Annotated in this window: 23 protein-coding genes; 12 read left to right on the top strand and 11 right to left on the bottom strand. The window is 66.6% G+C overall.

Going from position 1 to position 26,796, the window contains the following annotated elements; genetic code table 11:
* Positions 1–113 precede the first annotated feature (113 nt).
* The 3 genes from LDZ26_RS05355 to LDZ26_RS05345 form a co-directional block, all read right to left on the bottom strand.
* Positions 114–1,367 (bottom strand): cell division protein ZipA C-terminal FtsZ-binding domain-containing protein, encoded by a 1,254-nt coding sequence (locus LDZ26_RS05355; RefSeq protein ID WP_244848495.1) that lies wholly within the window; start codon positions 1,365–1,367, stop codon positions 114–116.
* 124 nt (positions 1,368–1,491) lie between these two features.
* Positions 1,492–5,007, bottom strand: coding sequence for a chromosome segregation protein SMC (smc, locus tag LDZ26_RS05350; protein WP_244848494.1), 3,516 nt, complete (start codon positions 5,005–5,007; stop codon positions 1,492–1,494).
* A gap of 123 nt (positions 5,008–5,130) precedes the next feature.
* The gene (locus LDZ26_RS05345; protein WP_244848493.1) at positions 5,131–6,087 is read right to left on the bottom strand and encodes a DMT family transporter; all 957 of its coding nucleotides are present in this window, start codon (positions 6,085–6,087) and stop codon (positions 5,131–5,133) included.
* Positions 6,088–6,244: 157 nt separating this feature from the next.
* Here LDZ26_RS05345 and dapC point away from each other — a divergent pair, with 157 nt between their 5' ends.
* The 6 genes from dapC to cls all read left to right on the top strand — a co-directional run bounded on the left by dapC (position 6,245) and on the right by cls (position 12,585).
* Positions 6,245–7,516 carry a succinyldiaminopimelate transaminase gene (gene dapC / locus LDZ26_RS05340; RefSeq protein ID WP_244848492.1) on the top strand — a complete coding sequence of 424 codons (1,272 nt, stop codon included), beginning with the start codon at positions 6,245–6,247 and terminating at the stop codon, positions 7,514–7,516.
* Between the two features lie 49 nt (positions 7,517–7,565).
* A complete protein-coding gene (dapD, locus tag LDZ26_RS05335; RefSeq protein WP_244848491.1) occupies positions 7,566–8,393 on the top strand; it encodes a 2,3,4,5-tetrahydropyridine-2,6-dicarboxylate N-succinyltransferase in 828 nt (275 codons plus the stop codon).
* Positions 8,394–8,395: 2 nt separating this feature from the next.
* Entirely contained in the window at positions 8,396–8,767 is a 372-nt protein-coding gene (locus LDZ26_RS05330; protein ID WP_175940121.1) for an ArsC family reductase, read from the top strand.
* Between the two features lie 107 nt (positions 8,768–8,874).
* On the top strand, positions 8,875–10,014 hold the full coding sequence (gene dapE / locus LDZ26_RS05325) for a succinyl-diaminopimelate desuccinylase (protein ID WP_244848490.1): 1,140 nt from the start codon (positions 8,875–8,877) through the stop codon (positions 10,012–10,014).
* A 31-nt stretch (positions 10,015–10,045) separates the two neighbouring features.
* Positions 10,046–10,930, top strand: a complete 885-nt coding sequence (prmB, locus tag LDZ26_RS05320; protein ID WP_244848489.1) for a 50S ribosomal protein L3 N(5)-glutamine methyltransferase — start codon at positions 10,046–10,048, stop codon at positions 10,928–10,930.
* A 161-nt stretch (positions 10,931–11,091) separates the two neighbouring features.
* Positions 11,092–12,585, top strand: coding sequence for a cardiolipin synthase (cls, locus tag LDZ26_RS05315; protein WP_244848973.1), 1,494 nt, complete (start codon positions 11,092–11,094; stop codon positions 12,583–12,585).
* Positions 12,586–12,588: 3 nt separating this feature from the next.
* Here cls and LDZ26_RS05310 read toward each other — a convergent pair whose 3' ends face one another.
* A complete protein-coding gene (locus tag LDZ26_RS05310; RefSeq protein WP_244848488.1) occupies positions 12,589–13,080 on the bottom strand; it encodes a glutathione peroxidase in 492 nt (163 codons plus the stop codon).
* A gap of 170 nt (positions 13,081–13,250) precedes the next feature.
* Here LDZ26_RS05310 and LDZ26_RS05305 point away from each other — a divergent pair, with 170 nt between their 5' ends.
* Together LDZ26_RS05305 and LDZ26_RS05300 are read left to right on the top strand one after the other, a co-directional pair.
* Positions 13,251–15,197: an ATP-binding cassette domain-containing protein gene (locus LDZ26_RS05305; protein WP_244848487.1), complete on the top strand. Its 1,947-nt coding sequence runs from the start codon at positions 13,251–13,253 to the stop codon at positions 15,195–15,197.
* Between the two features lie 21 nt (positions 15,198–15,218).
* Positions 15,219–16,250 carry a CaiB/BaiF CoA-transferase family protein gene (locus tag LDZ26_RS05300; RefSeq protein WP_244848486.1) on the top strand — a complete coding sequence of 344 codons (1,032 nt, stop codon included), beginning with the start codon at positions 15,219–15,221 and terminating at the stop codon, positions 16,248–16,250.
* Here the strand turns inward: LDZ26_RS05300 and LDZ26_RS05295 are convergent.
* The 3 genes from LDZ26_RS05295 to alr all read right to left on the bottom strand — a co-directional run bounded on the left by LDZ26_RS05295 (position 16,247) and on the right by alr (position 19,170).
* A complete protein-coding gene (locus LDZ26_RS05295) occupies positions 16,247–16,510 on the bottom strand; it encodes a DUF2866 domain-containing protein (protein WP_241269851.1) in 264 nt (87 codons plus the stop codon). The two genes, LDZ26_RS05300 and LDZ26_RS05295, sit on opposite strands and share 4 nt — an antisense overlap.
* A 158-nt stretch (positions 16,511–16,668) precedes the next feature.
* The gene (radA, locus tag LDZ26_RS05290) at positions 16,669–18,057 is read right to left on the bottom strand and encodes a DNA repair protein RadA (RefSeq protein ID WP_175940113.1); all 1,389 of its coding nucleotides are present in this window, start codon (positions 18,055–18,057) and stop codon (positions 16,669–16,671) included.
* A gap of 42 nt (positions 18,058–18,099) precedes the next feature.
* Complete coding sequence (alr, locus tag LDZ26_RS05285) at positions 18,100–19,170, bottom strand: alanine racemase (RefSeq protein WP_244848485.1); 1,071 nt, start codon at positions 19,168–19,170, stop codon at positions 18,100–18,102.
* Positions 19,171–19,472: 302 nt separating this feature from the next.
* Between alr and lplT the strand changes: the two genes are divergently transcribed.
* From lplT to thiD, 4 genes are all read left to right on the top strand, one after another.
* A complete protein-coding gene (gene lplT / locus LDZ26_RS05280) occupies positions 19,473–20,780 on the top strand; it encodes a lysophospholipid transporter LplT (protein ID WP_244848484.1) in 1,308 nt (435 codons plus the stop codon).
* Between the two features lie 64 nt (positions 20,781–20,844).
* A complete protein-coding gene (thiM, locus tag LDZ26_RS05275) occupies positions 20,845–21,660 on the top strand; it encodes a hydroxyethylthiazole kinase (protein WP_244848483.1) in 816 nt (271 codons plus the stop codon).
* Positions 21,661–21,662: 2 nt separating this feature from the next.
* Positions 21,663–22,310, top strand: a complete 648-nt coding sequence (thiE, locus tag LDZ26_RS05270) for a thiamine phosphate synthase (RefSeq protein ID WP_244848964.1) — start codon at positions 21,663–21,665, stop codon at positions 22,308–22,310.
* 8 nt (positions 22,311–22,318) lie between these two features.
* Positions 22,319–23,131, top strand: coding sequence for a bifunctional hydroxymethylpyrimidine kinase/phosphomethylpyrimidine kinase (thiD, locus tag LDZ26_RS05265; RefSeq protein WP_244848482.1), 813 nt, complete (start codon positions 22,319–22,321; stop codon positions 23,129–23,131).
* Positions 23,132–23,250: 119 nt separating this feature from the next.
* Here the strand turns inward: thiD and LDZ26_RS05260 are convergent, their stop codons facing one another.
* From LDZ26_RS05260 to tsaB, 4 genes are read right to left on the bottom strand one after another with little or no spacing between them, the layout of a single operon-like run.
* Positions 23,251–24,225, bottom strand: coding sequence for a DUF1853 family protein (locus LDZ26_RS05260; RefSeq protein ID WP_244848481.1), 975 nt, complete (start codon positions 24,223–24,225; stop codon positions 23,251–23,253).
* A complete protein-coding gene (locus tag LDZ26_RS05255; protein WP_244848480.1) occupies positions 24,222–25,346 on the bottom strand; it encodes a uracil-DNA glycosylase in 1,125 nt (374 codons plus the stop codon). The genes LDZ26_RS05260 and LDZ26_RS05255 overlap by 4 nt, the downstream gene beginning before the upstream one ends.
* Positions 25,333–25,824 carry a ribosomal protein S18-alanine N-acetyltransferase gene (gene rimI / locus LDZ26_RS05250; protein WP_244848479.1) on the bottom strand — a complete coding sequence of 164 codons (492 nt, stop codon included), beginning with the start codon at positions 25,822–25,824 and terminating at the stop codon, positions 25,333–25,335. The genes LDZ26_RS05255 and rimI overlap by 14 nt, the downstream gene beginning before the upstream one ends.
* A complete protein-coding gene (tsaB, locus tag LDZ26_RS05245) occupies positions 25,821–26,639 on the bottom strand; it encodes a tRNA (adenosine(37)-N6)-threonylcarbamoyltransferase complex dimerization subunit type 1 TsaB (RefSeq protein WP_244848478.1) in 819 nt (272 codons plus the stop codon). The genes rimI and tsaB overlap by 4 nt, the downstream gene beginning before the upstream one ends.
* Between the last annotated feature and the right edge of the window lie 157 nt (positions 26,640–26,796).

Genomic DNA, 26,796 nt, shown 5'->3' with positions numbered 1-26,796 from the left:
CGGCATCGGCCGAAAGGTCTAGGCCGCGTGCACATCTGGCGGCGCGTATCAACGCAAAGCGCCCCGAAGCGGGGCGCAATCGCGACACGACATGCAGGCTGCGAACGCTGCGCTTACTGGCTGAACAACCTGCGCGTGGCGGGCGACCCGGCCGGCATGCCCGCCTGCTCCAGCTTCGCGTACAGCGTCATTAGCTGTTTCTCGATGGCGAGCAGCGCCGATTCCGGCAACGGGCGACGCTGATCGTCGACCACGCGCGCCCCGATGCGCTCGGACAGCGACTTCGCGTAATCGCACATCAGGCGGAACGGCAGAATATCTTCGTCGGCAACGGGCACGTCGAGCACCAGCGTAATCATCTGGCCGCCCTTGTACGTGAGGTCGTCGCGCAAGAAATTGGTGTCGCCGAACTGGAGCATGAACACCGGATTCTGCTTCGCGTCGAGCTTGACGAAGCGCGTGCCGTCGCGCGACAGCAGCAAGCCGTCTTGCGAGGCCACCGCCTGCACGTAATTCGCGGACCACGGCGCGCCGTCGGAGAGAATGTTGATGGACAGCTGCGCGTCGCACTGGGCGGCGAACGCGTCCAGCTCGCGCGCCATGCCGACGGTTTCCATCATGTCGGGAAATTCGGGCGCGCCGTCGATGGCGTCCGCGAGACGCTGCACGCCCGTCACGAACTCCGAGAACTCGAGTTCGTTCAGCGGACCGCTGCGGTTGGCGAGTTGGGCCGCCGCGCGCAGTTCCTCATAGCGCACGCCGTGGCGCAACAGTTCCCAAGTGCTCTCGCCTTCGGCCTTGCCTTCGATGGTCACGGGCTTCGTGCCCGCGCGACGCAGCCGCTGCGCGAGCGGAATCACGCGGTCGCCGGCCACGGGCGCCGCGAGCCGGATCGGCACGACGCAGTCGATGCGCCGGTCGACGACAGCGGGCGGCGTCGAAGATATGGTCGTGGCGGCGGGCATGACCGGCTCGCTGCGCTCGTCTTCTTCTACGACCGCGGGTTCATCGGCGACGCCGTTCGCGGAGGTCGCTTCGGCCTGCAGATCGACGGGCGTATCCGCCGGCGCGACGGCTGGCGTGACCGCCGCAGGCTCGGTCGATACAGACGCACCGCCGAAGCTCGGTTCGACGCGCGCGTCTTCCTGTGCATCGGCCGCGAGAGGCTCGCGCCGCGCCGGGCGCACCGGCTCGATGAACGGCTGCTCGTCGTCGGTTTCCTGGCGCGCGAGCGCATCGGCGGCTTCGTCGGGCATCGGGCGCGGCATCTTGCGCCGCACTTTCGCGCTCTGCCACGCGTTGTACACCACCACGCCGCCGACCACGACAGCTCCCGCTCCGATCAATCCGAGTGTCAACTCGTCCATGCACGCTCCATCATTCTTTTGAGTTACGAAGCGCCGCGCGATCTGTCGCGCGCATCCGATGCACGCCACTCCGCGCCTGCGCGCCTGGCCGGCTCAACGTCCGGCCGTCATTCAAAAAACCGGGTCAGCCGTTCTGCGCGAACCCCGCGGCGGATTCCATATCCACCGCGACGATGCGCGACACGCCCTGCTCCTGCATCGTGACGCCGATCAGTTGCTGCGCCATCTCCATCGCAATCTTGTTGTGCGAGATGAAGAGGAATTGGGTCTTGCTCGACATGGCCCGCACCAGGTTGGCGAAGCGTTCCGTGTTCGCGTCGTCGAGCGGCGCGTCCACTTCGTCCAGCAGACAGAACGGCGCGGGATTCAGCTGGAACATCGCGAAGACGAGCGCGGTCGCGGTGAGCGCCTTTTCGCCGCCCGAGAGCAGGTGAATTGTGGAGTTCTTCTTGCCGGGCGGCTGCGCCATGACCTGCACGCCCGCGTCGAGAATTTCGTCGCCCGTCATGATGAGCTTCGCCTGCCCGCCGCCGAAGAGGCGCGGGAACAGCTCGCCGAAATGGCGGTTCACTTCGTCGAAGGTGCCTTGCAACAGCGCGCGCGTTTCCTGGTCGATCTTCTGGATCGCGTCTTCCAGCGTGCCGATGGCGTTGTTCAGATCGGCCGACTGCGCGTCGAGGAAGTGCTTGCGCTCGGTCGCGGCCGCCAGTTCTTCGAGCGCGGCCATGTTGACCGGCCCGAGCGCGATCACGGCATTGTTCAGGCGCGTGACTTCGCCTTGCAGGTACGACGGCTTCATGTCGGGCGTGAGCTTCGCCTGCAATTCGGCTTCGTCGACGCCCGCAGCCTGCAACTGCTCGGCGAACTGCTCGCCGCTGATGCGCGCCGCCTGCTCCTTCAACTGCAATTCGTTGATCTTGTCGCGCAGCGGCTGAAGCGACCGCTCGGTCTGAAGACGCTGCTCGTCGGCCTGACGCAGCCGCGCGGTGAGATCGTCCAGTTCGATGCGCGCCGCGTGCAGCGCCTCTTCGCGGGCCGCGCGCACTTCGAGCGCGTCCTGCAAGCCGGTCTGCGCGGTCTGCGCGTTGATGGTTTCGAGTTCGGCCCGCGCGTCTTCCAGCGCGCCTTCGACGCGTTCGCTCTGCTCGTGCGCCGTGTCGATGCTGCGCTTGTATTCCTCGATCTTGGCCGCGAGACCGCGCGCCGCGAAGTTCGCGTCGCTGGCCGCGCGTTCCAGTTCGCGCAGTTCGTGGCGTGCGTTGGTGAGCGCCTCGTCGAGCGATTCGAACGCAAGCTGATTGTCTTCGAAGCGCGCCTGCAATTGCGCGATCTCGGCGTCATGCTGCTCGAACGCAGCTTCCGATTCGGCCCGCAGCGCGCGCTGTTCTTCGATCTGCGCGGCGATTTCTTCGAGTTCCTCGCCGATCTGCGTGCTGCGCTGCGTGTAGCGCTCGTGCGCCTGCGTGAGCTTGAGCACGTCCATCTGCAACGCGTGGACGCGCTGCGTGGCGCGCTCGGCGGCGGAACGCGCATCGGCGAGAACTTGCGATGCATGCGTGTGAGCCGCGTCGGCGCGCACGGCGTTGGCCTTCGCTTCGTCCGCGAGCAGCGCTTGCGCGCGCACTTGCCGCGCGAGGTTTTCGATTTCCTGCGCGCGCGCCAGCATGCCCGACTGCTCGGAATCCGACGCATACAGTTGCACGCCGACGCGCGTGACCATGTGCCCGGCCTTCACAACGAACGCGCCGCCTTCGGGCAACTGATTGCGCATGGCGAGCGCCTGCGCGATGTCGTCGGCAATGAACGTGTTGCCGAGCCATTCGTTGAGCACGGCGCGGACGCCGGGATCGTCGATGCGCAACAGCGATGTCAACGGCCGCAAGCCTTGCGGCGCGTCCAGCGGCTTGCCCGCGACAGGCGGCGCGAAGAACGCGAGCTTGGCGGGCGGCGCGTCGCTCGCGAACGCCTTGATCCAGTCCAGATTCGAGACTTCCAGCGCGGCGAGACGCTCGCGCAGCACGGCTTCAAGCGCCGGCTCCCAGCCCGCCTCGACGTGCAGCTTCTTCCACAGACGCGGCAACCCGCCGAGTTCGTGCTTGTCGAGCCACGGCTGGATCTTGCCTTCGGTCTGCACGCTCTCCTGCAACGCTTTCAGCGCGGCAAGGCGTGCTTCCAGCTGATGAATCTGCGCGCTTTCCGCCTGCACGCGCTCTTGCGCGGCGCGGCGCTCGGCGTCGAGGCGCGGGACGGTTTCCTGCGCATCGGCAAGACGCGCTTGCGCTTCGGCCAAGATCTCTTCGTTCTCGGCAAGCTGCATGCGCAGTTCTTCGAGTTGCGCTTCGTCGGGGGCATCGAGGCCGCCCGCTTCGTTCTTCAGGCGTTCCTGACGCTGCTGCAATTGCTGAAGCTGCTGGTCCGCGTTGCGCTGATGCGCGGCTTCGAGCTTCAACGCCTGCTCCGCCCGCGCGATGCCGGCGCGTTCCTCGTTCAGCTGTGCCTGCGCGTCGCGCCAGCGGGCTTCGAGCGCGGGCAGCGCGTCGTGCTTCGCGGCGGCGTTCTCTTGCGCGATCGCGGCCTTCTCTTCGCCTTCGGCCAATGCTTCGGACGCCGTTTCGATTTCGTCGCGCGCCTTTTGCGCCTGCATCTGCCATTGCTCGCGCTGCGCGGCGAGCGCGGCGATCTGCGCCTGCACGCGGTTGCGCGACTCGACGATGAAGCGGATCTCCGCTTCGAGCCGGCTCACTTCGGCGTTGGCTTCGTAAAGCGCGCCCTGCGCGCCCTGCATTGCGTCGCTGGCGCTGTAGTGCGCGACGCGCAGCGTTTCCAGTTGGGCTTCCACTTCGCGCAGACGCGCCGTTTGCGCTTCCAGTTCGATCTGCGCGTCGCGAATGGCGCGCTGCTGGCGCTCGGCTTCGTTGCCCGCCTCGTTCTTGCGCAAGAGCCACAGCAGGCGCTGCTTCTCTTCGCCTTCGGTCTGCAAGGCCTTGTATTTCGTCGCGACGATGGCCTGCGCTTCCAGCTTCTCCAGATTGGCCGTCAGCTCGCGCACGATGTCTTCCACGCGCGTGAGATTCTCGCGCGTATCGTGCAGACGATTCTCCGTCTCCCGCCGACGCTCCTTGTACTTCGACACGCCCGCGGCTTCTTCGAGGAACACGCGCAGGTCTTCGGGCTTCGCCTCGATGATCCGCGCGATCATGCCCTGCCCGATGATCGCGTAAGCGCGCGGGCCGAGGCCCGTGCCGAGAAAGATGTCCTGAATGTCGCGGCGGCGCGCGGGCAGGTTGTTGATGTAATAGCTGGAGGTGCCATCGCGCGTGAGCACGCGCTTGACGGCAATCTCGCCGTAGGCGCTCCATTGACCGGCGGCGCGGCCGTCGGCGTTATCGAAGATCAGTTCGACGCTCGCGCGGCTGCCCGGCTTGCGCGCGGTGGAGCCGTTGAAGATGACGTCCTGCATCGACTCGCCGCGCAATTCGGATGCGCGCGATTCGCCGAGCACCCAGCGCACCGCGTCGATGATGTTGGACTTGCCGCAGCCATTCGGCCCGACGACGCCGACCAGCTGGCCGGGGACCTGGAAATGCGTGGGATCGACGAAGGACTTGAAACCAGCGAGTTTGATCGAAGTCAGACGCACGGCGATATCGCTGTTTGAAGTGAATGACGGAGGATGAACGGCAGACAAGCCGCGGCGCGGCCGGTCGCGGACGAAGGTCTCATGCGCGCCGGACGCCGCCTGCCGCGGCGCGAGCGGACACCATCATACCATCGCGCGTGTCGATTTCTTTTCGGGTTCGGCCTCGCCGGGCGGGCTTTGCGATGCGTCGCGCCCCTGCCTGTGCGCCCATGCCGACAGCACGCACGCGGCCACGATGCACGCGCCGCCCGCCCATTCGCGCGGCCCCGGCACTTCGCCCGCGATGAGCCACGAGGACAGCGCCGTCACCACGAGTTCGAACAGCATGATGATGGACGCGCGATTGGCCGGCACGCGCGCGAGCCCGATCTGCACGATCACGTTGTTGACCGCGAGCACGACGCCCAGCGCGATCACGATGAACGCGACCGTGCCCATCTGCGCTGCGGCGGGCGGCGCGGGCATCGGCTCGAACAACGTGGCGACCGACGCCACGATCGCCGCGCCGCCGAAGATCACGGCCGTGCGCATCTCCGGCTTCATGTCCGGCATGACACGCGTGATCTTCACGACGAGCACGTTGCTCATCGCGAAGCCCATGCCACCCATGAGCCCGGCCCACTCCGCGAGGTTCGCGGGCAGCGGCACGCCGAGTTCGGGCGACCAGAGCATGGTGACCGCGCCCGCGAGCGACAAGAGCGACAGCGCGGCATCGGCGCGCGTCAAGCGGTCGCGCAAGATGCAATGCGCGAAGACGGCGGTCCACGCGGGCGTCAGATAGAAAAGCAACAACACGCGCATGACCTGCCCGTGGATCGCGCCCCAGACGAAGCCCACGCTCGTCACGCCCGCCGCCAAGCCGAGGCACGCGAGCAGCCAGTGCCACGACACCGTGCGGATCGAGCGGCGCTTGAGCAGCAGCACGAAGAGACACGCGGCGCCGCTCGTCGTCGCGCTCGCGGCGGTGCCGGTGAGTCCCATCGATGCGATGAGGCGCATCGGATACCAGACGAAGCCCCACACGGAAGCGCCGATCATGATGGCGAGCGTGGGCAGCGCGTCGTGCAGGCGGCGCGTCATTGCGGCGCTCCTTTGCGCGTTCGTTTCGATACGGTTTCGCTGCGTGTCATGCGTCTGTCGTCCTTGCTGCCGCGCGCCGTGAAGCGCAAAAGCGCGCGGTATAATCGCCCGTTCTCTGATGTCTTTCTCGTGCCGCCATGCATATCGCAGCGGCCGCATGGCGCTCGCCGCCGACCGACGTTCATCGCTCAATCGACACGCCGTGAATCCACTTCTCCAGAAACTCCAGCCGTATCCCTTCGAAAAGCTGCGCGTGCTGTTCAAGGGCATCGAGCCGCGCGCCGGATTCACGCCGATCAGCTTCGGCATCGGCGAGCCGAAGCATGCGACGCCCGCCCCCATCCGCGACGCGGTGATCGACGCGCTCGGCGGCCTCGCCGCCTATCCGGCGACGCTCGGCAGCGAGCCGCTGCGCGAAGCCATCGCGGCATGGGTGAAGGCGCGCTACGGGCTCGCTTCGATCGACGCGGCCACCGAAGTGCTGCCCGTTTCCGGCTCGCGCGAAGCCTTGTTCGCGCTCGCGCAGACGGTCGTCGACAGCCGCAGCACGCACGAGCTCGCGGGCGCGAAACCGCCGATCGTACTCTGCCCGAACCCGTTCTATCAAATCTACGAAGGCGCCGCGTTGCTCGCGGGCGCGGAACCGTACTTCGTCAATAGCGACCCCGCGCGCAACTTCGCGTGCGATTACTCGGCCGTCCCCGACGACATCTGGGCGCGCACGCAACTGCTCTATGTCTGCTCGCCCGGCAACCCGACGGGCGCGGTGCTCACGCTCGACAACTGGCGCGAACTCTTCGCGCTCTCGGACAAGCACGGCTTCGTGATCGCCTCTGATGAATGCTATTCCGAGATCTACTTCGACGAAGGACAGCCGCCGCTCGGCGGTCTCGAAGCCGCGCGTCTGCTGGGCCGCGGCTTCGAGCGCCTCGTGATGCTGTCGAGCCTCTCGAAGCGATCGAACGTGCCGGGCATGCGTTCGGGCTTCGTCGCCGGCGACGCTTCGGTGCTCAAGAGCTTCCTCTTGTATCGCACGTATCACGGCGCGGCGCTTTCGACCGTCTTTCAGCGCGCGAGCATCGCCGCGTGGCAGGACGAAGCGCACGTGCGCGAGAACCGCGCGCTCTACGCGAGCAAGTTCCGCACGGTCACGCCGATGCTCGCCGAGGTGCTCGACGTGCGTCTGCCCGACGCCGCGTTCTATCTCTGGGCGAACGTTTCGCGCACCGGACTCACGGACACCGAGTTCGCCGCGCGCCTGTACGCCGACTATAATGTGACGGTTCTGCCGGGCTCCTATCTCGCTCGTCCCGCGCATGGCACGAATCCCGGCGAAGGGTTCGTGCGTATCGCGCTCGTTGCCGGGACCGATGAATGTATCGAAGGCGCCCGCCGCATCGTCGAATTCTGCCGCACGCTCAAGCCCTGAATGGTTCTGAAACGCGCTGCCGGTCCCTCTCTCCATCCTTGATATCACTATGTCGGAACAACTTCAGAGCATCATCGACAACGCCTGGGAAAACCGCGCCGAGCTGTCGGCGAAAGCCGCGCCCGCGGAAGTGCGCGAAGCCGTCTCGCACGCCATCGAGCAACTGGATCGCGGCGCCTTGCGCGTCGCCGAGAAGCGCGACGGCGACTGGGTCGTGAACCAATGGCTCAAGAAGGCCGTGCTGCTGTCGTTCCGCCTCGAAGACAACGTGCCGATGCCCGCCGGCGGCTACAGCCAGTTCTACGACAAGGTGCCCTCGAAGTTCGCGAACTACACCGCCGAAGACTTCGCAGCGGGCGGCTTTCGCGTGGTGCCGCCGGCCATTGCCCGCCGCGGCTCGTTCATCGCGAAGAACGTGGTGCTGATGCCGTCGTACACCAACATCGGCGCTTACGTCGACGAAGGCACGATGGTCGATACGTGGGCCACCGTCGGCTCGTGCGCGCAGATCGGCAAGAACGTGCACCTGTCGGGCGGCGTGGGCATCGGCGGCGTGCTGGAGCCGTTGCAGGCGAACCCGGTCATCATCGAGGACAACTGCTTCATCGGCGCGCGCTCGGAAGTGGTGGAAGGCGTGATCGTCGAGGAGAACTCGGTCATTTCGATGGGCGTCTACCTCGGCCAGAGCACGAAGATCTATGACCGCGAAACCGGTCAGGTGAGCTACGGCCGCATTCCGGCGGGCTCGGTCGTCGTGGCGGGCAATCTGCCGTCGAAGGACGGCTCGCACAGCCTCTACTGCGCGGTGATCGTGAAGAAGGTCGATGCGAAGACCCGCGCGAAGGTCGGCCTGAACGAACTGCTGCGAGGCGACTGATCGTGGCGCGCGGCCCCAATGCCATGACGGTCGTGTACGGCATTCCCAACTGCGACACGGTGAAGAAGGCGCGCGTGTGGCTGGAAGAGCACGGCGTGCCGTTCGAGTTCCACGACTTCAAGAAGGCCGGCGTGAACGAGAAGCTGCTGCAGGACTGGCTGAAGGACGTGCCGCTGGAGCAGCTCATCAACAAGCGCGGCACGACGTGGCGCGGTCTTTCGGACGTGCACAAGGCGGAAGCCGACACGACTTCCGGCGCGATCGCGCTGATGATCCACAAGCCGTCGATCATCAAGCGGCCGGTCGTCGTGGTGAACGGCCGCGTGAAGACGCTCGGCTTCTCGGCCGAGCAGTACGAGACGCTGTTCGCGTGATCTCTTTGCGATGGCTCTGGACATCACGCCGTCGCATCACGCCAAACCGCTTGCCGGCCCCGCGCCGGCATTTTTTTACGCTGTCGAAAGAAATGCAGGCTGAAACCATGTCCGGCACCTTGTCCCTAACCGAAGCCCTGATCGAGCGGGCGTCCGTCACGCCCGACGACCGCCATTGCCAGGCGCTGATGATCGAGCGTCTGTCCGCCGTCGGCTTCGAATGCGAAACCATCGAGTCGGGCGGCGTCACGAACCTGTGGGCCGTGAAGCGCGGCACGGACGGCGCGTCGGGCAAGCTGCTCGCGTTCGCCGGACACACCGATGTCGTGCCGACCGGCCCGCTCGATCAATGGACTTCGCCGCCCTTCACGCCGACGCATCGCGACGGCAAGCTCTACGGGCGCGGCGCCGCGGACATGAAGACGTCGCTCGCGGCGTTCGTCGTGTCGAGCGAAGAGTTCATCGCCAAATGTCCGCAGCATCGCGGCTCGCTCGCGCTGCTCATCACGAGCGACGAGGAAGGCCCCGCCACCGACGGCACCGTGAAGGTGGTCGAAGCGCTGAAGGCGCGCGGCGAGCGGCTCGATTACTGCATCGTCGGCGAGCCGACCTCGAACGAGACGCTCGGCGACATGGTCAAGAACGGGCGGCGCGGGTCCATGTCCGGCAAGCTCGTCGTCAAGGGCGTGCAGGGGCATATCGCCTATCCGCATCTCGCGCGCAATCCGATTCACCTGCTCGCGCCCGCGCTCGCCGAACTCGTCGCGCAACGCTGGGACGACGGCAACGAATATTTTCCGCCGACCACCTGGCAAGTGTCGAACCTGCGCTCGGGCACCGGCGCGACCAATGTCATTCCGGGCCACGCCGAACTGATGTTCAACTTCCGCTTCTCGACGGCGAGCACGGTCGAGGGCCTGCAAAGCCGCGTCCAGGCGATTCTCGACAAACACGCGCTCGACTACGATCTGACGTGGACGGTGAGCGGCCTGCCCTTCCTGACGCCGCGCGGCGCGCTGTCGAACGCGCTCGAAAAAGCCATTCACGATGAAACCGGCGTGCGTCCGGAACTGTCCACTACGGGCGGCACGTCCGATGGCCGCTTTATCGCGCGCATCTGCGAGCAGGTCGTCGAGTTCGGGCCGCCGAACGGCAGCATCCACAAGATCGACGAACATGTCGACGTGCGCTTCATCGAGCCGCTGAAAAAAGTCTACCGCCGCGTGCTCGAAGAACTGATCGCGTAAATCCTTACCGTAAAAAAACAAGGAGCCTTCGATGGCGCTACCCTTCACCACCGTCCGCGACCTGCTGCGCTTCGGCGTCTCGCGTTTCACGGAAGCCGGCCTCTCGTTCGGTCACGGCTCGACCAACGCCTATGACGAAGCGGCGTATCTGATCCTGCATACGCTGCACTTGCCGCTCGACACGCTGGAACCGTTCTTGGACGCCCGCCTGCTCGACACCGAAATCGATGCCGTCATGCAGGTCATCGAGCGCCGCGCCAAGGAACGCGTGCCGGCCGCGTACATCACGCAGGAAGCGTGGATGCACGGCCATCGCTTCTATGTCGACGAGCGCGTGATCGTGCCGCGCTCGTTCATCGGCGAGTTGTTGCAGGACGGGCTGCAACCGTACGTGGCCGATCCGGACCACGTCACGCGCGTGCTCGAACTGTGCACCGGCTCCGGGTGCCTCGCGATTCTCGCCGCGCAAGCGTTCGAGAACGCCGATATCGATGCCGCCGACATCTCAGCCGATGCGCTCGCGGTCGCGCGCCGCAATGTCGACGACTACGCGTTGCAGGACCGCATCGCGCTGCATGAAGGCGACCTGTACGCGCCGCTTTCGCCGGCCCGCTATGAGGTCATCATCACCAACCCGCCGTACGTGAACGCGGCCGCGATGCAGGCGCTGCCCGAGGAATACCGTCACGAGCCCGAACTCGCGCTCGCGGGCGGCGCGGACGGCATGGACGTCGTGCGGCGCATCGTGCGCGAGGCTGGCAAGTGGCTGACCGAAGACGGCGTGCTCGTCGTCGAAATCGGCAACGAGCGGGCGAACGTCGAGGCCGCGCTCGGCGGGCTCGATCTCGTCTGGCTGTCGACCAGCGCCGGCGACGACAACGTGTTCCTGATTCAGGCGGCGGACCTTCCCGCCTGAGCGGCATTCGCCGCGCAAGTCAGGTTCGGTAAGCAGGTTCGGTAAGCAGGTTGGGTAAGCGGGTTCGGTAAGATAAGGCATCGCCGCCGCGGCTCGCGGCGGTGTTCGTCGTCTGGCTTCGCGCCGATTCGCGCGCATCAAGCTCCGAACCGAACGCATCTATGCAAGCAGCAGACTGGCTCCACGTCGGCACGCTCGTGATGGCCGCGCATGTGCTCGGCGTGATCGCGGCCGTCCACGCCATCATCAATACGCGGACCTCGCAAGGCGCGGTCGCGTGGGCGGTCTCGCTCGTCGCGATGCCGTATCTCACGCTCATTCCGTATCTCTTTCTCGGGCGCAGCAAGTTCGCCGGTTATATCGACGAGCGCCGGCTGGAAATCGAGATCCTGCGCAACCGCACAAAGCCGACCGAGTGGGATTCGACCGACCGCAGCGACGCTCCAACGACAGGCACGGCGCTCGTCGACGCTTCGGGCGCGCGCGGCGAACTCGACCCCGGCCCCGCGCGCTACCTCGGCAATCCGACCATCCGCACGCTGCAACGACTCTCCGGCATGCCGTTTCTGCGCGGCAACGCCGTGCGCGTGCTGGTGAACGGCGACGCGACGTTTTCCGCGATCCTGGAAGCCATCGAAGCGGCCGAACAGTATGTCGTCGTGCAGTTCTTCATCGTGCGCGCCGACGCGCTCGGCGAGATGCTGAAGGACGCGCTTATCGCCAAAGCGAAAGCCGGCGTGCGCGTCTATTTCCTCTACGACAGCATCGGCAGCTTCGACCTGCCGCATCGCTACGTGCATGCGCTGCGTGCCGGCGGCGTCGAAGCGCATCCGTTCGCGACCAAGCGCAAGTTCGTGCACCGCTTTCAGATCAACTTCCGCAATCATCGGAAGATCGTGGTCGTCGACGGCAAGCGCGCATTCGTCGGCGGACACAACGTGGGCGTCGAGTATCTCGGCGGCAACCCGCGGCTTTCGCCGTGGCGCGACACGCATGTCGAAGTGCGCGGGCCGGCGATCGCCAGCATTCAGTTCGTCTTCACCGAAGACTGGTACTGGGCGACGCAGCGCCTGCCCGAACTCGGCCCCGCGTCGCATGCGGACGAGAACATGCATTGCATGGTGCTTTCGAGCGGCCCCGCCGACAAACAGGAGACCTGCTCGCTCTTCTTCGTCGAGGCGATCAACGCGGCGCGCGAGCGGATCTGGATCACGTCGCCGTATCTGATCCCCGACGAAGCCGTGTTCTCCGCGCTGAGACTCGCCGTGATGCGCGGCGTGGACGTGCGCATTCTCATTCCGAGCCGGCGCGATCATCGCGTAGTGTTCGCCGCGTCGAAGCTGTACGCGTACGATCTTGTGCAGGCGGGCGTGCGTATCTTCCGCTACAAGCCGGGCTTTCTGCACCAGAAGGTCGTGCTCGTCGACGACATCGCCGCGTCGGTCGGCAGCGCCAATCTCGACAACCGCTCCTTCCGGCTGAACTTCGAGATCACCGTACTGACCGTCGATCACGACTTCGCCCGCGAAGTGGAGAGCATGCTGCTCGTGGACTTCGCGCATGCGTACGAGATCGACGGCAACGACTATCGCGGCGCCGCGTTCTGGCGGCGTATGGCGATGCACGTCGCCCGGCTCTTTTCCCCGATTCTCTGAGCGTCAGAGCAACTTTTCGATGTCGTCCGCAATCGACTCGGGCTTCGTGATCGGCGCGTAGCGTTTCACGATGTTCCCGTTGCGGTCGATCAGGAACTTCGTGAAGTTCCATTTGATCGCTTCGAGCCCGAGCACGCCCGGCTCTTTCTCCGTCAGATACTTGAAGAGCGGATGCGCGTTCGGCCCGTTGACGTCGATCTTCGCGAACATCGGAAACGTGACGCCATAGTTCGACTCGCAGAAGCTGCCGATCTGCGCCGCGTCGCCCGGCTCCTGCTTGCCGAACTGGTTGCACGGAAAGCCGAGCACCTCGAAGCCGCGCCCCGCGTAAAGCGTGTACAGCTCTTGCAGGCCCCTGTACTGCGGCGTGAAACCGCATTCGCTCGCCGTGTTCACGATCAGCAGCACCTTGCCGCGGTACGTGTCGAGGCTCGTGGTCCTGCCGTCGAGCCGCTCTGCCGTGAAGCCGTAGATGCTGTCGGTAGTCGAATTCATGCCGTGCTCCGCGCGTTGAAGTGGTGAGACATTGAAGGGTGAAAGTCAGGCGATGCTACTCCGCCGCGCGCTCGCCCGCCATTAGCCGAATGGACGATCCCTTGCGGCGTACGCGCCCGGTCTAAAATAGCGGTTTCCTCCAGTCCGCGCTCTGCCGCCGCCCCCCCGACGTGATTCGCTTCAACCAGTTCAGCCTGTCCCGCGGCACCAAGCCGCTCTTCGAAGAGACCAGCTTCACGCTCAATCCGGGCGAGAAAGCCGGTCTCGTCGGCGCGAACGGCGCGGGCAAATCCACGCTTTTTTCCGTGCTGCGCGGCGAGTTGCACGCGGACGGCGGCGATTTCTCGATGCCGCCGTCGTGGCGCATCGCGCATGTCGCGCAGGAAACGCCCGCCGTGGATCGCACCGCGCTCGACTACACGCTCGACGGCGACACGCAGTTGCGCGCCATCGAAGCGCGCATCGCGGCGGCGTCTGCGGCGCACGACGGCGCAGCGGAAGCCGAAGCCCACGCCGCTTTCGCCGATGCCGACGGCTACACCGCGCCCGCCCGCGCGGAAACGCTGCTGCTCGGGCTCGGCTTCACGCTCGAACAGACGCGCGAGCCGGTGGCGAGCTTTTCGGGCGGCTGGCGCATGCGGCTGAACCTGGCGCAGGCGCTGATGTGCCCGTCCGACCTGCTGCTGCTCGACGAACCGACCAACCACCTTGACCTCGACGCGATCGTCTGGCTCGAAGACTGGCTCGGCCGCTATCCGGGCACGCTCGTCGTGATCTCGCACGACCGCGAGTTTCTCGATGCAGTCTGCAACGTCACGCTGCATCTGGAAAACCGGCAGGTGAAGCGTTACGGCGGCAACTACAGCCAGTTCGAAGTGCTGCGCGCGCAGCAGCTCGCGTTGCAGCAAAGCGCCTACGAGAAGCAGCAGAAGACGGTGCAGCATCTGCAGAGCTTTATCGACCGCTTCAAGGCCAAGGCCACGAAGGCGAAGCAGGCCCAAAGCCGCGTGAAGGCGCTCGAAAAGATGGAACTGATCGCGCCCGCGCACGCGAGCTCGCCGTTCACGTTCGAGTTCCGCACGCCGGATGCCGCGCCCAATCCGATGATGGTGATGGAAGACGTGAGCTGTGGTTATCGCACCGACGAAGGCATCGAGATTCCGATTGTCGAAGGCGTGACGCTGTCGATCCAGAACGGCCAGCGCATCGGTCTGCTCGGCGCGAACGGTCAGGGCAAGTCCACGCTCATCAAGACGCTCGCCGGCACGCTCGACGCCCTCTCGGGTCACGTGCGGCAAGGCAAGGGCTTGCAGATCGGCTATTTCGCGCAGCATCAACTGGAAACGCTGCGCCCCGACGACTCCGCCCTCGCCCATCTCGCGCGCCTCGCGCCGGACACGCGCGAGCAGGAACTGCGCGACTTTCTCGGCAGCTTCAACTTCTCCGGCGACATGGCCACCGCGAAGATCGCGCCGTTCTCCGGCGGCGAAAAAGCGCGGCTCGCGCTCGCGCTCATCATCTGGCAGAAGCCGAATCTGCTGCTGCTCGACGAACCGACGAATCACCTCGACCTCGAAACGCGTCACGCGCTGACCATGGCGCTCGCGCAATTCGAAGGCACGCTCATTCTCGTGTCGCACGACCGGCATCTGCTGCGCGCCACCACCGACACGTTCATGCTGGTGGCGAAGCACCGGCTGAGTCCGTTCGACGGCGATCTAGACGATTATCGCGACTGGCTTCTGCAACATGCCGCCGAGACCCGGGCGGCGGCGAAGGAAGCGAACGGCGTCGCGTCGGCTGCCGGCAATGCGCCGGACAGCGCGGCGAATCGCAAGGAACAGCGCAGGCAGGAGGCGCAGGAGCGGCAAAAGCTTTCGCATCTGCGCAAGCCGCTGCAATCGCGCATCGCGAAGATCGAGAAGGAAATGGACGCGCTGAATGCCGAGAAAACGACGCTCGATGCGTTCGTCGCCGATCCCGCGAGCTACGACGCCACGCTGAAGGCGAAGCTCACCGATACCATTCGCCGTCAGGGCGAAGTCAACGCGCGGCTGGAGACGCTCGAACTGGAGTGGCTCGACGCGCACGAGGAACTCGAACAACTAAGCTCGTAATCCTTCAAGGAGACCGACGACTTGACGACCTCCCCCGCTCTCGCCGGTCTTCGCGTGCTGGATCTCACGCGGCTTCTGCCCGGTCCGCTCGCCACGCTGCGCCTCGCCGAACTCGGCGCGGACGTGTTGAAGATCGAGCCGCCGGGCGAAGGCGACTACGCGCGCTCGATGCTTCAAAGCGACGCCGACCGCGCGAGCGGCGCGCCGAGCGCGTTCTATCGGATCGTGAATCGCGGCAAGCGGTCGCTGACGCTCGATCTGAAGACCGAAGCCGGGCGCGCAAAGTTGATCGAACTCGCAAGGGACGCGGACGTGCTCGTCGAGAGCTTCCGGCCGACGGTGATGACGCGGCTCGGCGTCGGCTACGACGTGCTGCGGCAGGTCAACCCGAAGCTCGTCTACTGCGCGATCACGGGGTTCGGCAGCGAAGGCGCGTTCGCCGACAAGGCGGGGCACGACCTGAACTACATCGCGTATGCGGGCGTGCTTGATCAGCTTGCCAATGGGGACGGCGCGCCGATCGTGCCCAACTTCCAGCTTGCGGACCTGCTCGGCGGGGCGCTCGCGGCGGTGACGCAAATGCTGGCCGCGCTCTGGCACGTCGCGCGCGGCGGCGAAGGCCGCTTCCTCGATGTTTCCATGACGCACGCCGTTCACGCCCACAACGTGATGGCGCACATCGCGCTCGCCAATGCCGATGAGCCGGGCACGCGCGCGGGAGCCGGCCTGCTCAACGGCGGCGTGCCTTGCTACAACGTCTATCGCACCGCGGACGACAAGTTCGTGGCCGTCGGCGCGCTCGAACTGAAGTTCTGGCAGACGCTATGCGGCGCGCTCGGCCGCCCGGAGTGGGCCGCGCGGCACTGGAGTCTCGGGCAGGCCATCGGCGGCGCGGATGCGAAGGAACTGACGGCGCGCCTCGCCGCGTGCATCCGCGAGCGCACGCGCGACGAATGGATGGCGCTCCTCGAACCGCTCGACTGCTGCGTCGCGCCGGTGCTCACGCCGGCGGAAGCGGCGGTGCATCCGCTCTTTCGCGGCCGCGAAGACTAACGTCGCGGCAAGGTCTGACGCGGCTGACGCTCGTCGTCGACGAGCACGTGCTTGCGGCCCGTGACGTGACGGCGAATGGTCGCGACGACTTCGGCCTCGGTCACGTCCGCGGACACGACGCGCCGCGAAATCTGCCCTTCGCCATCGATCCATTCGACGATCCGGCATCCGCTGCCGAACGGCTGTTGCAGGGGCGCCGAGACGCGGCAGCCGCGCAAATGGAATGCTGGGGCGGGCCGGGCTGTTTTGACATGTTTCAAAGCGTGATCCTCTCGATCCATCCAGTCACTTCGGCGCGGCGGCGCGTGGTGGCTTCATCCGCCGGTCCTGGGTCCCAGAAGGATATGAAAACCGCGCCCGCGCCAGGTTACAGCGGCGCGCGATTTTCTTACGGCCCGTTACCGAGGGTCCGATCCGTTCATTCGAGATCGCGCACGCGGTCGATGGCTTCTTCGATCCGATCGACCGCGATCACCTTGAGACCGTCCACCGCCTGTTTCGGCGCATTGGCCTTCGGAATCAGCGCGACGGAGAAGCCGAGCTTGGCCGCTTCCTTCAGGCGATCCTGCCCGCGCGGCGACGGCCGGATTTCGCCGGCCAGCCCTACTTCGCCGAACGTGATGAGGCCCTTCGGCAGAGGCTTGTTGCGCATCGACGAATGAATCGCGAGCAGCACGGCCAGATCGGCGGCGGGTTCGGTGATCTTCACGCCGCCCACCGCGTTCAGGAACACGTCCTGATCGAAACACGCGATGCCCGCGTGGCGATGCAGCACCGCGAGCAGCAGCGCGAGCCGGTTCTGCTCCAGCCCGACCGCGAGGCGGCGCGGATTCGGCACATGCGCCGTATCGACGAGCGCCTGCACTTCGACGAGCAGCGGCCGCGAACCTTCCTGCGTCACGAGGACACACGACCCCGCGACGCTCTGCTCATGCTGCGACAAGAAAAGCGCCGACGGATTCGCCACGCCGCGCAAGCCTTTCTCCGTCATCGCAAAGACGCCGAGCTCATTGACCGCGCCGAAGCGGTTCTTGAACGCACGCACGAGCCGGAAGGACGAATGCGTGTCGCCTTCGAAGTACAGCACCGTATCGACGATATGCTCCAACACGCGCGGCCCAGCGAGACTGCCTTCCTTGGTCACGTGGCCGACCATGATGATGGCCGTGCCCGTCTGCTTGGCGATGCGCGTCAGTTGCGCCGCGCATTCGCGGACCTGCGCGACGGAACCCGGCGCGGAGGTCAGCGCCTCGGAATAGACGGTCTGGATCGAATCGATGACGGCGACTTCCGGACGTTGTTCGTCGATGGCCGCCTGAATCTTTTCTAGCTGGATTTCGGCGAGCAGCGCGAGGTCCGCCGCCGCGCTCGCAGAGCCGCCGAGCAAGCCGAGCCGCTGCGCGCGCAACGCGATCTGCGCGCCGGACTCCTCGCCGCTCACGTAGAGCGACGGCCGCTCGCGCGCGATTTCGGCGAGCGATTGCAGCAAGAGCGTCGATTTGCCGATGCCCGGGTCGCCGCCAATCAGCACCACGCCGCCCGGCACGAGACCGCCGCCGAGCACACGGTCGAACTCGCCGACGCCGGTCGAAAAGCGCGGCACGTCCGCCGCTTCGATGTCGGCGAGCCGCTGCACCGGCGAGCTTTTCGCGAGCGCCTGGAAGCGATGCGCCGACGGCGCCTGCTCCACCGATTCCACGAGCGTGTTCCACGCTCCGCATGCCGCGCACTGTCCGGTCCACTTCGGCGCTTGTCCGCCGCACTCGCTACAGATGTAAAGCGTCTTTGCCTTCGCTGCTTTTGCCACGTATTGCCTTTAGATTTTCAATGCCAACGCCCGATGCGGCGTTCATTCCGCGCGGACCGGCACGCGCTGCGCGATCGCGCACATCAGCTCGTAGCCGATGGTGCCGCACGCGCGGGCCACGTCGTCGATGGGCAGGGTCGCGCCCCACAATTCCACGCGCGAACCCATGCCCGCGTTCGGGCACGGCGTCAGATCGACGGTGAGCATGTCCATCGAGACGCGGCCGACGAGCGCCGTCCGCACGCCGTCGACGATGACCGGCGTGCCTTCGGGCGCGATGCGCGGATAACCGTCCGCGTACCCGCACGCGACCACGCCGATGCGCATCGGCCGGTCCGCCGTGTAGGTCGAGCCGTAGCCGATGCTGTCGCCCGGCTGCACCGTCTGCACGGCGATCAGCTCGGAAGCGAGGGTCATGGCGGGTTTGAGGCCCGTATCGGCGATATCGGCCGTCACGCCCGACGGCGACGCGCCGTAGAGAATGATGCCCGGGCGCACCCAGTCAAAATGCGCGTTCGGATGCCACAGCACGGCCGCCGAGTTCGACAGGCTGCGCGCGCCCGCGATGCCTTCCGCGCCCCGCTCGAACGCCTCCAGTTGATGCGCGATGCCGCGTTCGCTGTCGGCGTCGGAAAAATGGGTCATGAGCGTGATCTGGCCGATGCCGTGGCAGGCGCGCGCCCGCTCCCACGCCGCGCGGAACCGCTCCGGCGTGTAGCCCAGCCGGTTCATGCCGCTATTCATCTTCAGCTGGATGTTGACCGGCTTCGAGAGCCGCGCCATTTCCAGCATGCGCAACTGCTCGTCGCAGTGAATGGCCGTGGTCAGACTATAACGGTCGATCACGTCGATATCGGTCGGACGAAAGAAGCCTTCGAGCAACAAAATGGGGCCCGCCCAGCCGAGTTCGCGCAACTTCGCTGCTTCTTCGAGGTCCAGAAGACCGAATCCGTCCGTTGCGCGAAGTCCGGGGAACGCTCGCGCGAGACCGTGGCCATACGCATTGGCCTTCACGACGGCCCAGATTTTGGATTTCGGCGCGTACTTGCGCGCAATGGCAAGGTTGTTGGCGAGAGCGGCGGTGTGAATCGTTGCGGAAAGGGGGCGCGGCATGAGTTTTGGTCGGAGATGCGGTCCAAAAGGCGGTTCAGGCGGAAAGGCAAGCATACGCCAACGGCGCAAGCGGCCGGTTCGCCGATCGAGACACCTTGCGGATCAGTACCTTATGACAAAAGAGACGTGCAAACGTACCGTCTCGCATGTAATCGAGATTACTGCTAGTCAGAATGCGCCTATTTTCGTGTTATAAAGCCGTGCGCACAACCCATTTCGAACGGCATAAGCCCGAACGCGCGACCGGTATCAGCGGCGGCGTCGGGGGCGAATTCCCGGCAGTGAGGAAAGCTTCGGATCAGATGAAAAAAGGTTTTTACACCATCATGGCCGCGCAGTTTTTCTCGTCGCTGGCCGATAACGCTCTACTGATCGCTGCCATCGCACTGCTGAAAGACCTTCACGCGCCGAACTGGATGACGCCGCTGCTCAAGCTGTTCTTCGTGCTCTCCTACGTGATTCTGGCGGCGTTCGTCGGCGCTTTCGCGGACTCGCGGCCGAAGGGGCGCGTGATGTTCGTGACGAATTCCATCAAGGTGGTGGGCTGCATCACCATGCTGGTCGGCGCGCATCCGCTTCTGGCTTATGGCATCGTCGGCTTCGGCGCGGCGGCCTATTCGCCCGCGAAGTACGGCATTCTCACGGAACTGCTGCCGCCCGATCGGCTCGTCGCCGCGAACGGCTGGATCGAAGGCACGACGGTCGGCTCCATCATTCTCGGCACCGTCATGGGCGGCGCGCTCATCAGCCCGCATATCGCGAGTCACTTGCTGACGCTGCACATACCGCGCATCAATACGCCCGCCGAAGCCGCGATGCTCGTCATCATGCTGATGTACGTGGTCGCCGCCGTCTTCAACCTGCGCATTCCCGATACGGGCGCGCGCTACCCGAAGCAGGAACATCGGCCCATCAAGCTCATCACCGATTTCGCCGACTGCTTTCTCACGCTCTGGCGCGACAAGCTCGGCCAGATCTCGCTCGCGGTCACGACGCTCTTCTGGGGCGCGGGCGCGACGCTGCAATTCATCGTGCTCAAGTGGGCCGAAGTGTCGCTCGGCATGACGCTTTCGCAGGCGGCCATCCTGCAGGCGGTGATCGCCGTGGGCGTGGCGGCCGGCGCGGTGCTCGCGGCCGCGCGCGTGCCGCTCAAGCGTTCGCTCTCGGTGCTGCCGGTAGGCATCGCGATGGGGCTCGCCGTCATGCTGATGGCCTTCTACACGCGGCATCTTTTTCCCGCGCATTGGGGCGTCTACTTCGGCCGGATGCACTTCCCGGGCTATCTGCTGATCGCGTATCTGTTCCTGATGATCGTGGGCGGTCTGTCGGGCTTTTTCGTCGTGCCGATGAACGCGCTTTTGCAGCATCGCGGGCACGTGCTGCTGTCCGCCGGCCATTCGATCGCCGTGCAGAACTTCAACGAGAACCTGTCCGTGCTCATCATGCTGTGCCTGTACGCGGTGCTCGTCTGGCTCGACATGCCGATCCAGTTCGTGATCGTGATGTTCGGCTCGTTCGTGTGTCTGATGATGTACTTCGTGATGCGCCGGCATCAGGCGAACCAGCGCGCGTTCGATTCCGTCGCGCTGATCGGCGAAGCGCGGCACTGACGTTGCCGATTTGGCTGCTGTTTGGGCTGCGGTCATCGGCCGATCGGGCTAATCTCTCTTCATCATGCTTGCTGCCGATCTCTTCTCGTTCGTCACGCGCGTGCGCGAGCGCGCGCCGCTCGTCCACTGCCTGACGAACCTCGTCGTCACCAACTTCACGGCCAACGTGCTGCTCGCCATCGGCGCGGCGCCGGCGATGGTCGTCGCGCGCGAGGAAGCCGCGCAGTTCGCGCCGCTCGCCAATGCGCTCCTGATCAACCTCGGCACGCTCGACGTGCCGCAAATGCGCGCGATGCGCGCCGCCGTCGATGCCGCCAACAACGCGGGCACGCCCTGGGTGCTCGATCCGGTCGCAGTCGGCCCGCTCGCGTTCCGCACCGAATTCGCGCTCGAATTGCTCGACGCGAAGCCGGCCGTGATTCGCGGCAACGCGTCGGAAATCATCAGCCTGTCGGGCGGCGAAGCGAGCGGACGCGGCGTCGACAGCACCGCGGCCACCGACGCCGCGCTCGACGCCGCGCAAATTCTCGCGCTGAAAACGCAGGCTGTGGTCGCGGTCACCGGCGCGACCGACTACATCACCGATGGCCGCCGCGTGATCGCGCTCTCGAACGGCTCGCCGCTGATGACCCGCGTGACGGGCGTCGGCTGCGCGCTTTCGGCGACCGTCGCGGCGTACGTCGGCGCGGCGCAATCGCGCGATGAACACTGGGCCGCGACGATCTCCGCGATTGCCTATTCGACCGTGGCCGGCGAGCTCGCCGCCCGTGAAGCCGCTCTGCCCGGCAGTTTCGCCGTCGCGTATCTGGACCGGCTGGCGTCCGTGGACTCGGCCGCATTCGACGCGACGCTCGTGCTGCGCGAGGTGGCCGTATCGTGAACATGCGGCGCGCGTTCGATCTCTCGCTCTATCTCGTGCTTGACCCGGTGCAGTGCGGCGGCCACGACGCGGCCGTTTCGGTCGCCCGCGCGGCGCTGGACGGCGGCGCGACGCTGCTGCAACTGCGCGCGCCGGAGTGGCACAAGCGCGCGTGGCTCGCGCTGGCACTCGACTTATTGCCGTTGACGCGTGCGCGCGGCGTTCCGCTCGTCATCAACGATCACGTGGATGTCGCGCTTGCGGCCGGCGCGGACGGCGTTCACGTCGGCCAGCGCGATCTGCCCGCGGACGTCGCGCGGCGGCTGCTCGGGCCGGATGCGCTGATCGGCCTGTCGGTGTCGAATCTCGCGGAAGTCGCGGATGCGAACCGGCTGGAAGGCGTGATCGACTATGTCGGAGCGGGACCGGTCTACGCGACGCCGACCAAAACCGACGCCTCCGCGCCCTGCGGCATCGATGGCCTCGCCGCGATGCGTTCGAGTTCGCGCTGGCCGACCGTGGCGATAGGCGGCATCCAGGCACACAACGCGGCCGACGTCATGCGCGCGACACCGGCGGGACTCGCAGTCGTCTCCGCGATTTGCAAGGCAGCCGACCCGCGCGCTGCGTCGGCCGAACTGCGCGAGACCATCCGTCGCGCTTCATCCTGACTTTTCTCATGTCTTCGACCCAACCTATTCCCAACGTGCTCACTGTCGCCGGTTCCGATTCCGGCGGCGGCGCGGGCATTCAGGCCGATCTCAAAGCGTTCTCCGCGCTCGGCGCGTACGGCGCGAGCGTCGTCACCGCGCTGACCGCTCAGAACACGCGCGGCGTCACGGCTGTCCACGCGCCGGAGCCGGCGTTCGTCGCGGCGCAGCTCGATGCCGTTTTCGACGACATCCGCATCGACGCGGTGAAGATCGGGATGCTGGCCAATGCGGGCATCGTGCGCGCGGTCGCCGACGCGCTCAGGCGGCATCGCCCGGCGCATGTCGTGCTCGACACCGTGATGATCTCGAAGAGCAATCACGCGCTGCTCGCGCCCGAAGCGGTGGCCGCGCTGCGCGACGAGCTGTTGCCGCTCGCCACGCTCGTCACGCCGAATCTGCCGGAAGCGGCGGCGCTGCTCGGCACGCAGCCCGCCGCAGACGAAGACGCGATGGTGCGTCAGGGCGAGGCGCTGCTTGCCTCGGGCGCGCGCGCCGTGCTGATGAAGGGCGGGCATCTGGCATCGGCGGACAGTCCGGACTGGCTGATCGAAACGACGGGCGCCCTGCGGGTTGCCGGCGCGCGCGTCGCGCTGAAGAACACGCACGGCACCGGCTGCACGCTGTCGGCGGCGATTGCCGCGCTGATCCCTCAGACCGGTGATCTCGCCAGCGCCACCGCCGAGGCGAAGCGGTATCTCAGCGGCGCGATCGAGGCGAGCGCGCGACTGGACGTCGGCCACGGCGTCGGGCCGGTGCATCACTTTTATCGATGGTGGTGATCGGGCAGCCCTAGGAGGCGGCGAACGCTTCGGCTGGAAAGAAGAAGCCGCGCGATTCCTTCGGTGAGCGCCACCGCCGAGGCGAAGCGCGGCCGAACGCCGACCACGGCGTCCGATAGTCACGCGGGCGCAGAAAGCTCCGAAGCAGCGAACGCCCTCGCCCGCTCGGGCCAGTCGTCCGGGACGATGAAGCCGCGCGATTCCTCGCTCCAGCCGGTCGCGCCGTCGCGCAGGTAGGCGGCGACCATGGTCGGCGCGGCGATGGCGGCGAGACGCGTGTGAATGGCGGCGGCCTCGTCCATCAGCGAATCGGCATCCGGCGCGTTGAGGCGGCGCGGTGCGAGCCACGCAAGCCGAGGCTGCACCACCCACGCGCGCGCTTCATGCGCTTCGTGCGCTTTATGCCGATCGCGCCATTCCGTCGCCGTCAGCCACCAGCCGCGCACGTGCGCTTCGCCCACTTCCGGCGCGGGCGCGATGCCTTCATCGTGATAAAAGAGCCGCCCCTTGATGAACAACTGCGGCTGCCACGGCCCCTCCAGCCCGAGCGCGGCGAACTCCGCCCGCGACGTCAAGCCGAGTTGATGCGTCAAAAGCCGCGCGTGCTTCAGATCGAAGCGGTCCTGCAGATTGGGCCCGACATAGTCCGACAAGCGCGCCGCGCGCTCGACGCCATCGCCGATGTGCAGATAGAACTTCACCGCCAGTTCCCAGTGCAGCCGCGCGCCGGCCGCCGTCTCCAGCAGAAAATCGCACTCTCCGATGGTGCGGCGCTGACGCCGCAGCGGCGCGTTCGCCGCAATCAGCCGCGCGGCCGGCCCGTGCGCCAGAAAGAATTCGAGCAGGCTTTCGGCGTAGATGCCGAGGCGCGTCGATTTGGGATTACGCGAGCGCACGTGCAATGCGTCCGGCGCGGCGTCGAGTGCGGCGAGCCACGTAAGCGTGGCGTCTCGCGCATTGGCCGACTCAAACGGGTGCGCGAGCGGCGCGCCCGCCGCGCTCTCGCGCAGAAGATCGGGTGAGAAAAGCAGCCACGCCAGATCACGCACCGTCGCGTCCCCGAAGCGATCGACGAGGCGCGACAGGCCGGTCATCCGCGCGCGCCCTTCCCGGCTCCCGGTTCGACGCCGAGCGCGGCGAGCGCATCGGCGTGCGTCTTGCGGGCGAGGCACAGATCGGCCCAGGCCTTCGCCTTGTCGGGCAGACTGCGCAACAGATACGCCGGGTGATAGGTGACGACGACCGGCACGCCGCGATACTCGTGCACGCGCCCGCGCAACGCCGCGATGCTCGCCTCGCTCTTGAGCAGACTCTGCGCCGCAAAACGCCCGAGCGCGACGATGATCTTCGGCTTCACCAGTTCGACCTGACGTTGAAGATACGGCTCGCAACGCGCGACTTCGTCGAGTTCCGGATTGCGGTTGCCGGGCGGCCGGCACTTGATGACGTTCGCGATATAGACGTTCGATTCGCGCGAAAGGCCGAGCGCATGCAGCATGTTGTCGAGCAGCTTGCCCGCCTGTCCGACGAACGGCTCGCCCTGCTTGTCCTCGTTCTCGCCGGGCGCTTCGCCGATCAGCATCCAGTCGGCTTCGCGGTCGCCCACGCCGAAGACCGCGTTCGTCCGGCGTTCGCACAGTCGGCACAGTTCGCAGCCCGTGACGCGATCGTCGAGCGCCGTCCAGTCGAGCGTGCGGACGTCGTCGGGGACGGCGGGCGCGACGGGCGTGGCAGACGATGGCGCGTCGTCGGTCCACGGGAGGTCGTCGTAGGCGTCGAACGGAGGGTAATCGGAGTACTGCGCGTCTGATTCGGACTGCGGCTCGGTGCGGACTTTCGCGGATGTGGCGTTGCGGGCGAGCACAGGAGCCGGAGCGTCGAGCGGCGGCGTCGGTCTCTCGGAGCGGCTCGGGGGCGCTGCCGGGTCCGGGCGGGGCGCCGCTTTCGCTGCATCGGCCGCTCGCGCGCGGGGGGCCGCAGTATCCGCGAAATCTGGCGCGACTGTGCCGGAGGCGTCGATCGGCGGCATCGGTGCTTGCAAACCGGGCGCGGCGACTGCCGTGTCCGGCTGTGGCGCCGCTTTCGCCGCATCGGCGGCAGTATCGCGGGAGGCGCGCGGCGGCAGCGGCTCGGCGGGCGCATTCGCCCCCGCCTTTCTCCTCACCCATAGGAACCCGATCCCGAGTTCCTCGACTAGCGATTCATCGAGCGCCATGCGCACTCTCCTTGAACGACAGACGCATGACGATTGCGTCCTCGCGCGACCGATGCCGCGCGGGGTAATAATTCTTGCGACGCCCGATGGCCGTGAAGCCGAAGCGCTCGTAAAGCTGGATGGCGCGCGCATTCGACGGCCGCACTTCGAGCAGCATGCCTTCGAGCTTTTCGGCACGCGCGACGCGCACCGCCTCGCGCAGCAGCGTCAGGCCCGCGCCGGCGCGCTGGGCGCACGGCGCGACGCAGAGATTGAGCAGATGCATCTCATCGACGACCGGCATCAGCACGCAATAGCCGATGAGCGTGCCGGTCACGTGGCGCAGGCACACGCCGTAGTAGCCGTTGCGCAGGGAGTCCTGGAAATTGCCGCGGCTCCATGGGAATTCGTACGCGAGCTTCTCGACGGCGGCGACTTCGTCGAGGTCCGCTTCGGTCATCGGCGTGAGATACCGATCCGCGAGCAACACGCCGCTCACCGAAGCGCCTCCGCGCCGGCCGACTGCGCGCCGGCCTTCGCCGCAGCGGCGCGCGCTTCGGTGCGCTCGGCTGTCGTCTGCGCGACCTTGTTGCGCACGTACTCCGGCGCGGCGAGTTCCGGCGCGACCGCTCGTCCGGCCCGCAGCGCGCGCAAACCGAGCAGCGCGACCGGCAGCGCGTGGGGCAGCGCATCCCGGTCCACATGCGCGGCGGCCGCCAGCGCGGGCAGACGATCGCCAAAGGCCGCCGCCGCGTTGCCCGCGAGCGCGAACAGCACCGAGGGAAGCGGCAGCGCGTCGGGACGATCGAGCGATGCGGCGTGCACTTCGCGCCAGTCGCCGAGCGTGGGTTCGCGCTCGTATTCGAATTCGGCCCAATAGACTTCATCCATGCGCGCATCCAGCGCGACGAGCACGCGATCCGGCAACGACGCGTCGTTGAGCCGGGCCGCTTCCGCGCAGGCGACCAGCGTGCTCACCGGCACCACCGGCACATTCAGCCCGAACGCGAGCCCTTGCGCGACGCCGGTCGCCGTGCGCAGGCCGGTGAACGACCCCGGCCCCGCGCCGAAGGCAATGGCGTTGCAATCGGCGAGCGCGAGCCCTGCTTCGTTCAGCAGCTCGCGCACCGCCGGCAAAAGGCGCGTGCTCGACACAGCGCCCGTCGCTTCGTGGCGGAACCACACCGATGTATCGCCGCTCATGTAGGCGGGCGCGGCAGCGGACGACGGCTTTGGCGCGGGATCGTCGAGCAGGAGCGCGACGGAGCAGAATTCCGTCGAAGTATCGAGAGCGAGCAGTACGGTGCGTGTCATAGGCCGTATTGTAATGCGGGACTGCGCCGGCTTTTGCGGCTCGCGTGACATGCGGCATGCGTTCGCGGACTTTTCCGCGCGATGACGCGCGCAGTTTGTCATGCGACCGGATTCGAAGGATGCCTCCACAGCCGGCCCGCTCGCGCTTGCTAAGATC

The sequence above is a fragment of the Caballeronia sp. SL2Y3 genome (assembly GCF_022879575.1).
Lineage (GTDB): Bacteria > Pseudomonadota > Gammaproteobacteria > Burkholderiales > Burkholderiaceae > Caballeronia.
The sequence above is the reverse complement of the archived record's forward strand: the minus strand, read 5'-3'. Positions and strand labels throughout refer to the sequence as shown.

Bases quoted from the DNA above. Each gene is read 5' to 3' on its own strand.
- dapC (WP_244848492.1), top strand. From the start codon at position 6,245: ATGGCGCTCGCCGCCGACCGACGTTCATCGCTCAATCGACACGCCGTG.
- thiD (WP_244848482.1), top strand. From the start codon at position 22,319: ATGTCTTCGACCCAACCTATTCCCAACGTGCTCACTGTCGCCGGTTCC.
- LDZ26_RS05310 (WP_244848488.1), bottom strand. From the start codon at position 13,080: ATGAATTCGACTACCGACAGCATCTACGGCTTCACGGCAGAGCGGCTC.
- thiM (WP_244848483.1), top strand. From the start codon at position 20,845: ATGCTTGCTGCCGATCTCTTCTCGTTCGTCACGCGCGTGCGCGAGCGC.
- LDZ26_RS05255 (WP_244848480.1), bottom strand. From the start codon at position 25,346: ATGGCGCTCGATGAATCGCTAGTCGAGGAACTCGGGATCGGGTTCCTA.
- cls (WP_244848973.1), top strand. From the start codon at position 11,092: ATGCAAGCAGCAGACTGGCTCCACGTCGGCACGCTCGTGATGGCCGCG.
- alr (WP_244848485.1), bottom strand. From the start codon at position 19,170: ATGCCGCGCCCCCTTTCCGCAACGATTCACACCGCCGCTCTCGCCAAC.
- LDZ26_RS05345 (WP_244848493.1), bottom strand. From the start codon at position 6,087: ATGACGCGCCGCCTGCACGACGCGCTGCCCACGCTCGCCATCATGATC.
- LDZ26_RS05260 (WP_244848481.1), bottom strand. From the start codon at position 24,225: ATGACCGGCCTGTCGCGCCTCGTCGATCGCTTCGGGGACGCGACGGTG.
- LDZ26_RS05355 (WP_244848495.1), bottom strand. From the start codon at position 1,367: ATGGACGAGTTGACACTCGGATTGATCGGAGCGGGAGCTGTCGTGGTC.
- thiE (WP_244848964.1), top strand. From the start codon at position 21,663: ATGCGGCGCGCGTTCGATCTCTCGCTCTATCTCGTGCTTGACCCGGTG.
- dapE (WP_244848490.1), top strand. From the start codon at position 8,875: ATGTCCGGCACCTTGTCCCTAACCGAAGCCCTGATCGAGCGGGCGTCC.
- tsaB (WP_244848478.1), bottom strand. From the start codon at position 26,639: ATGACACGCACCGTACTGCTCGCTCTCGATACTTCGACGGAATTCTGC.
- lplT (WP_244848484.1), top strand. From the start codon at position 19,473: ATGAAAAAAGGTTTTTACACCATCATGGCCGCGCAGTTTTTCTCGTCG.
- prmB (WP_244848489.1), top strand. From the start codon at position 10,046: ATGGCGCTACCCTTCACCACCGTCCGCGACCTGCTGCGCTTCGGCGTC.
- dapD (WP_244848491.1), top strand. From the start codon at position 7,566: ATGTCGGAACAACTTCAGAGCATCATCGACAACGCCTGGGAAAACCGC.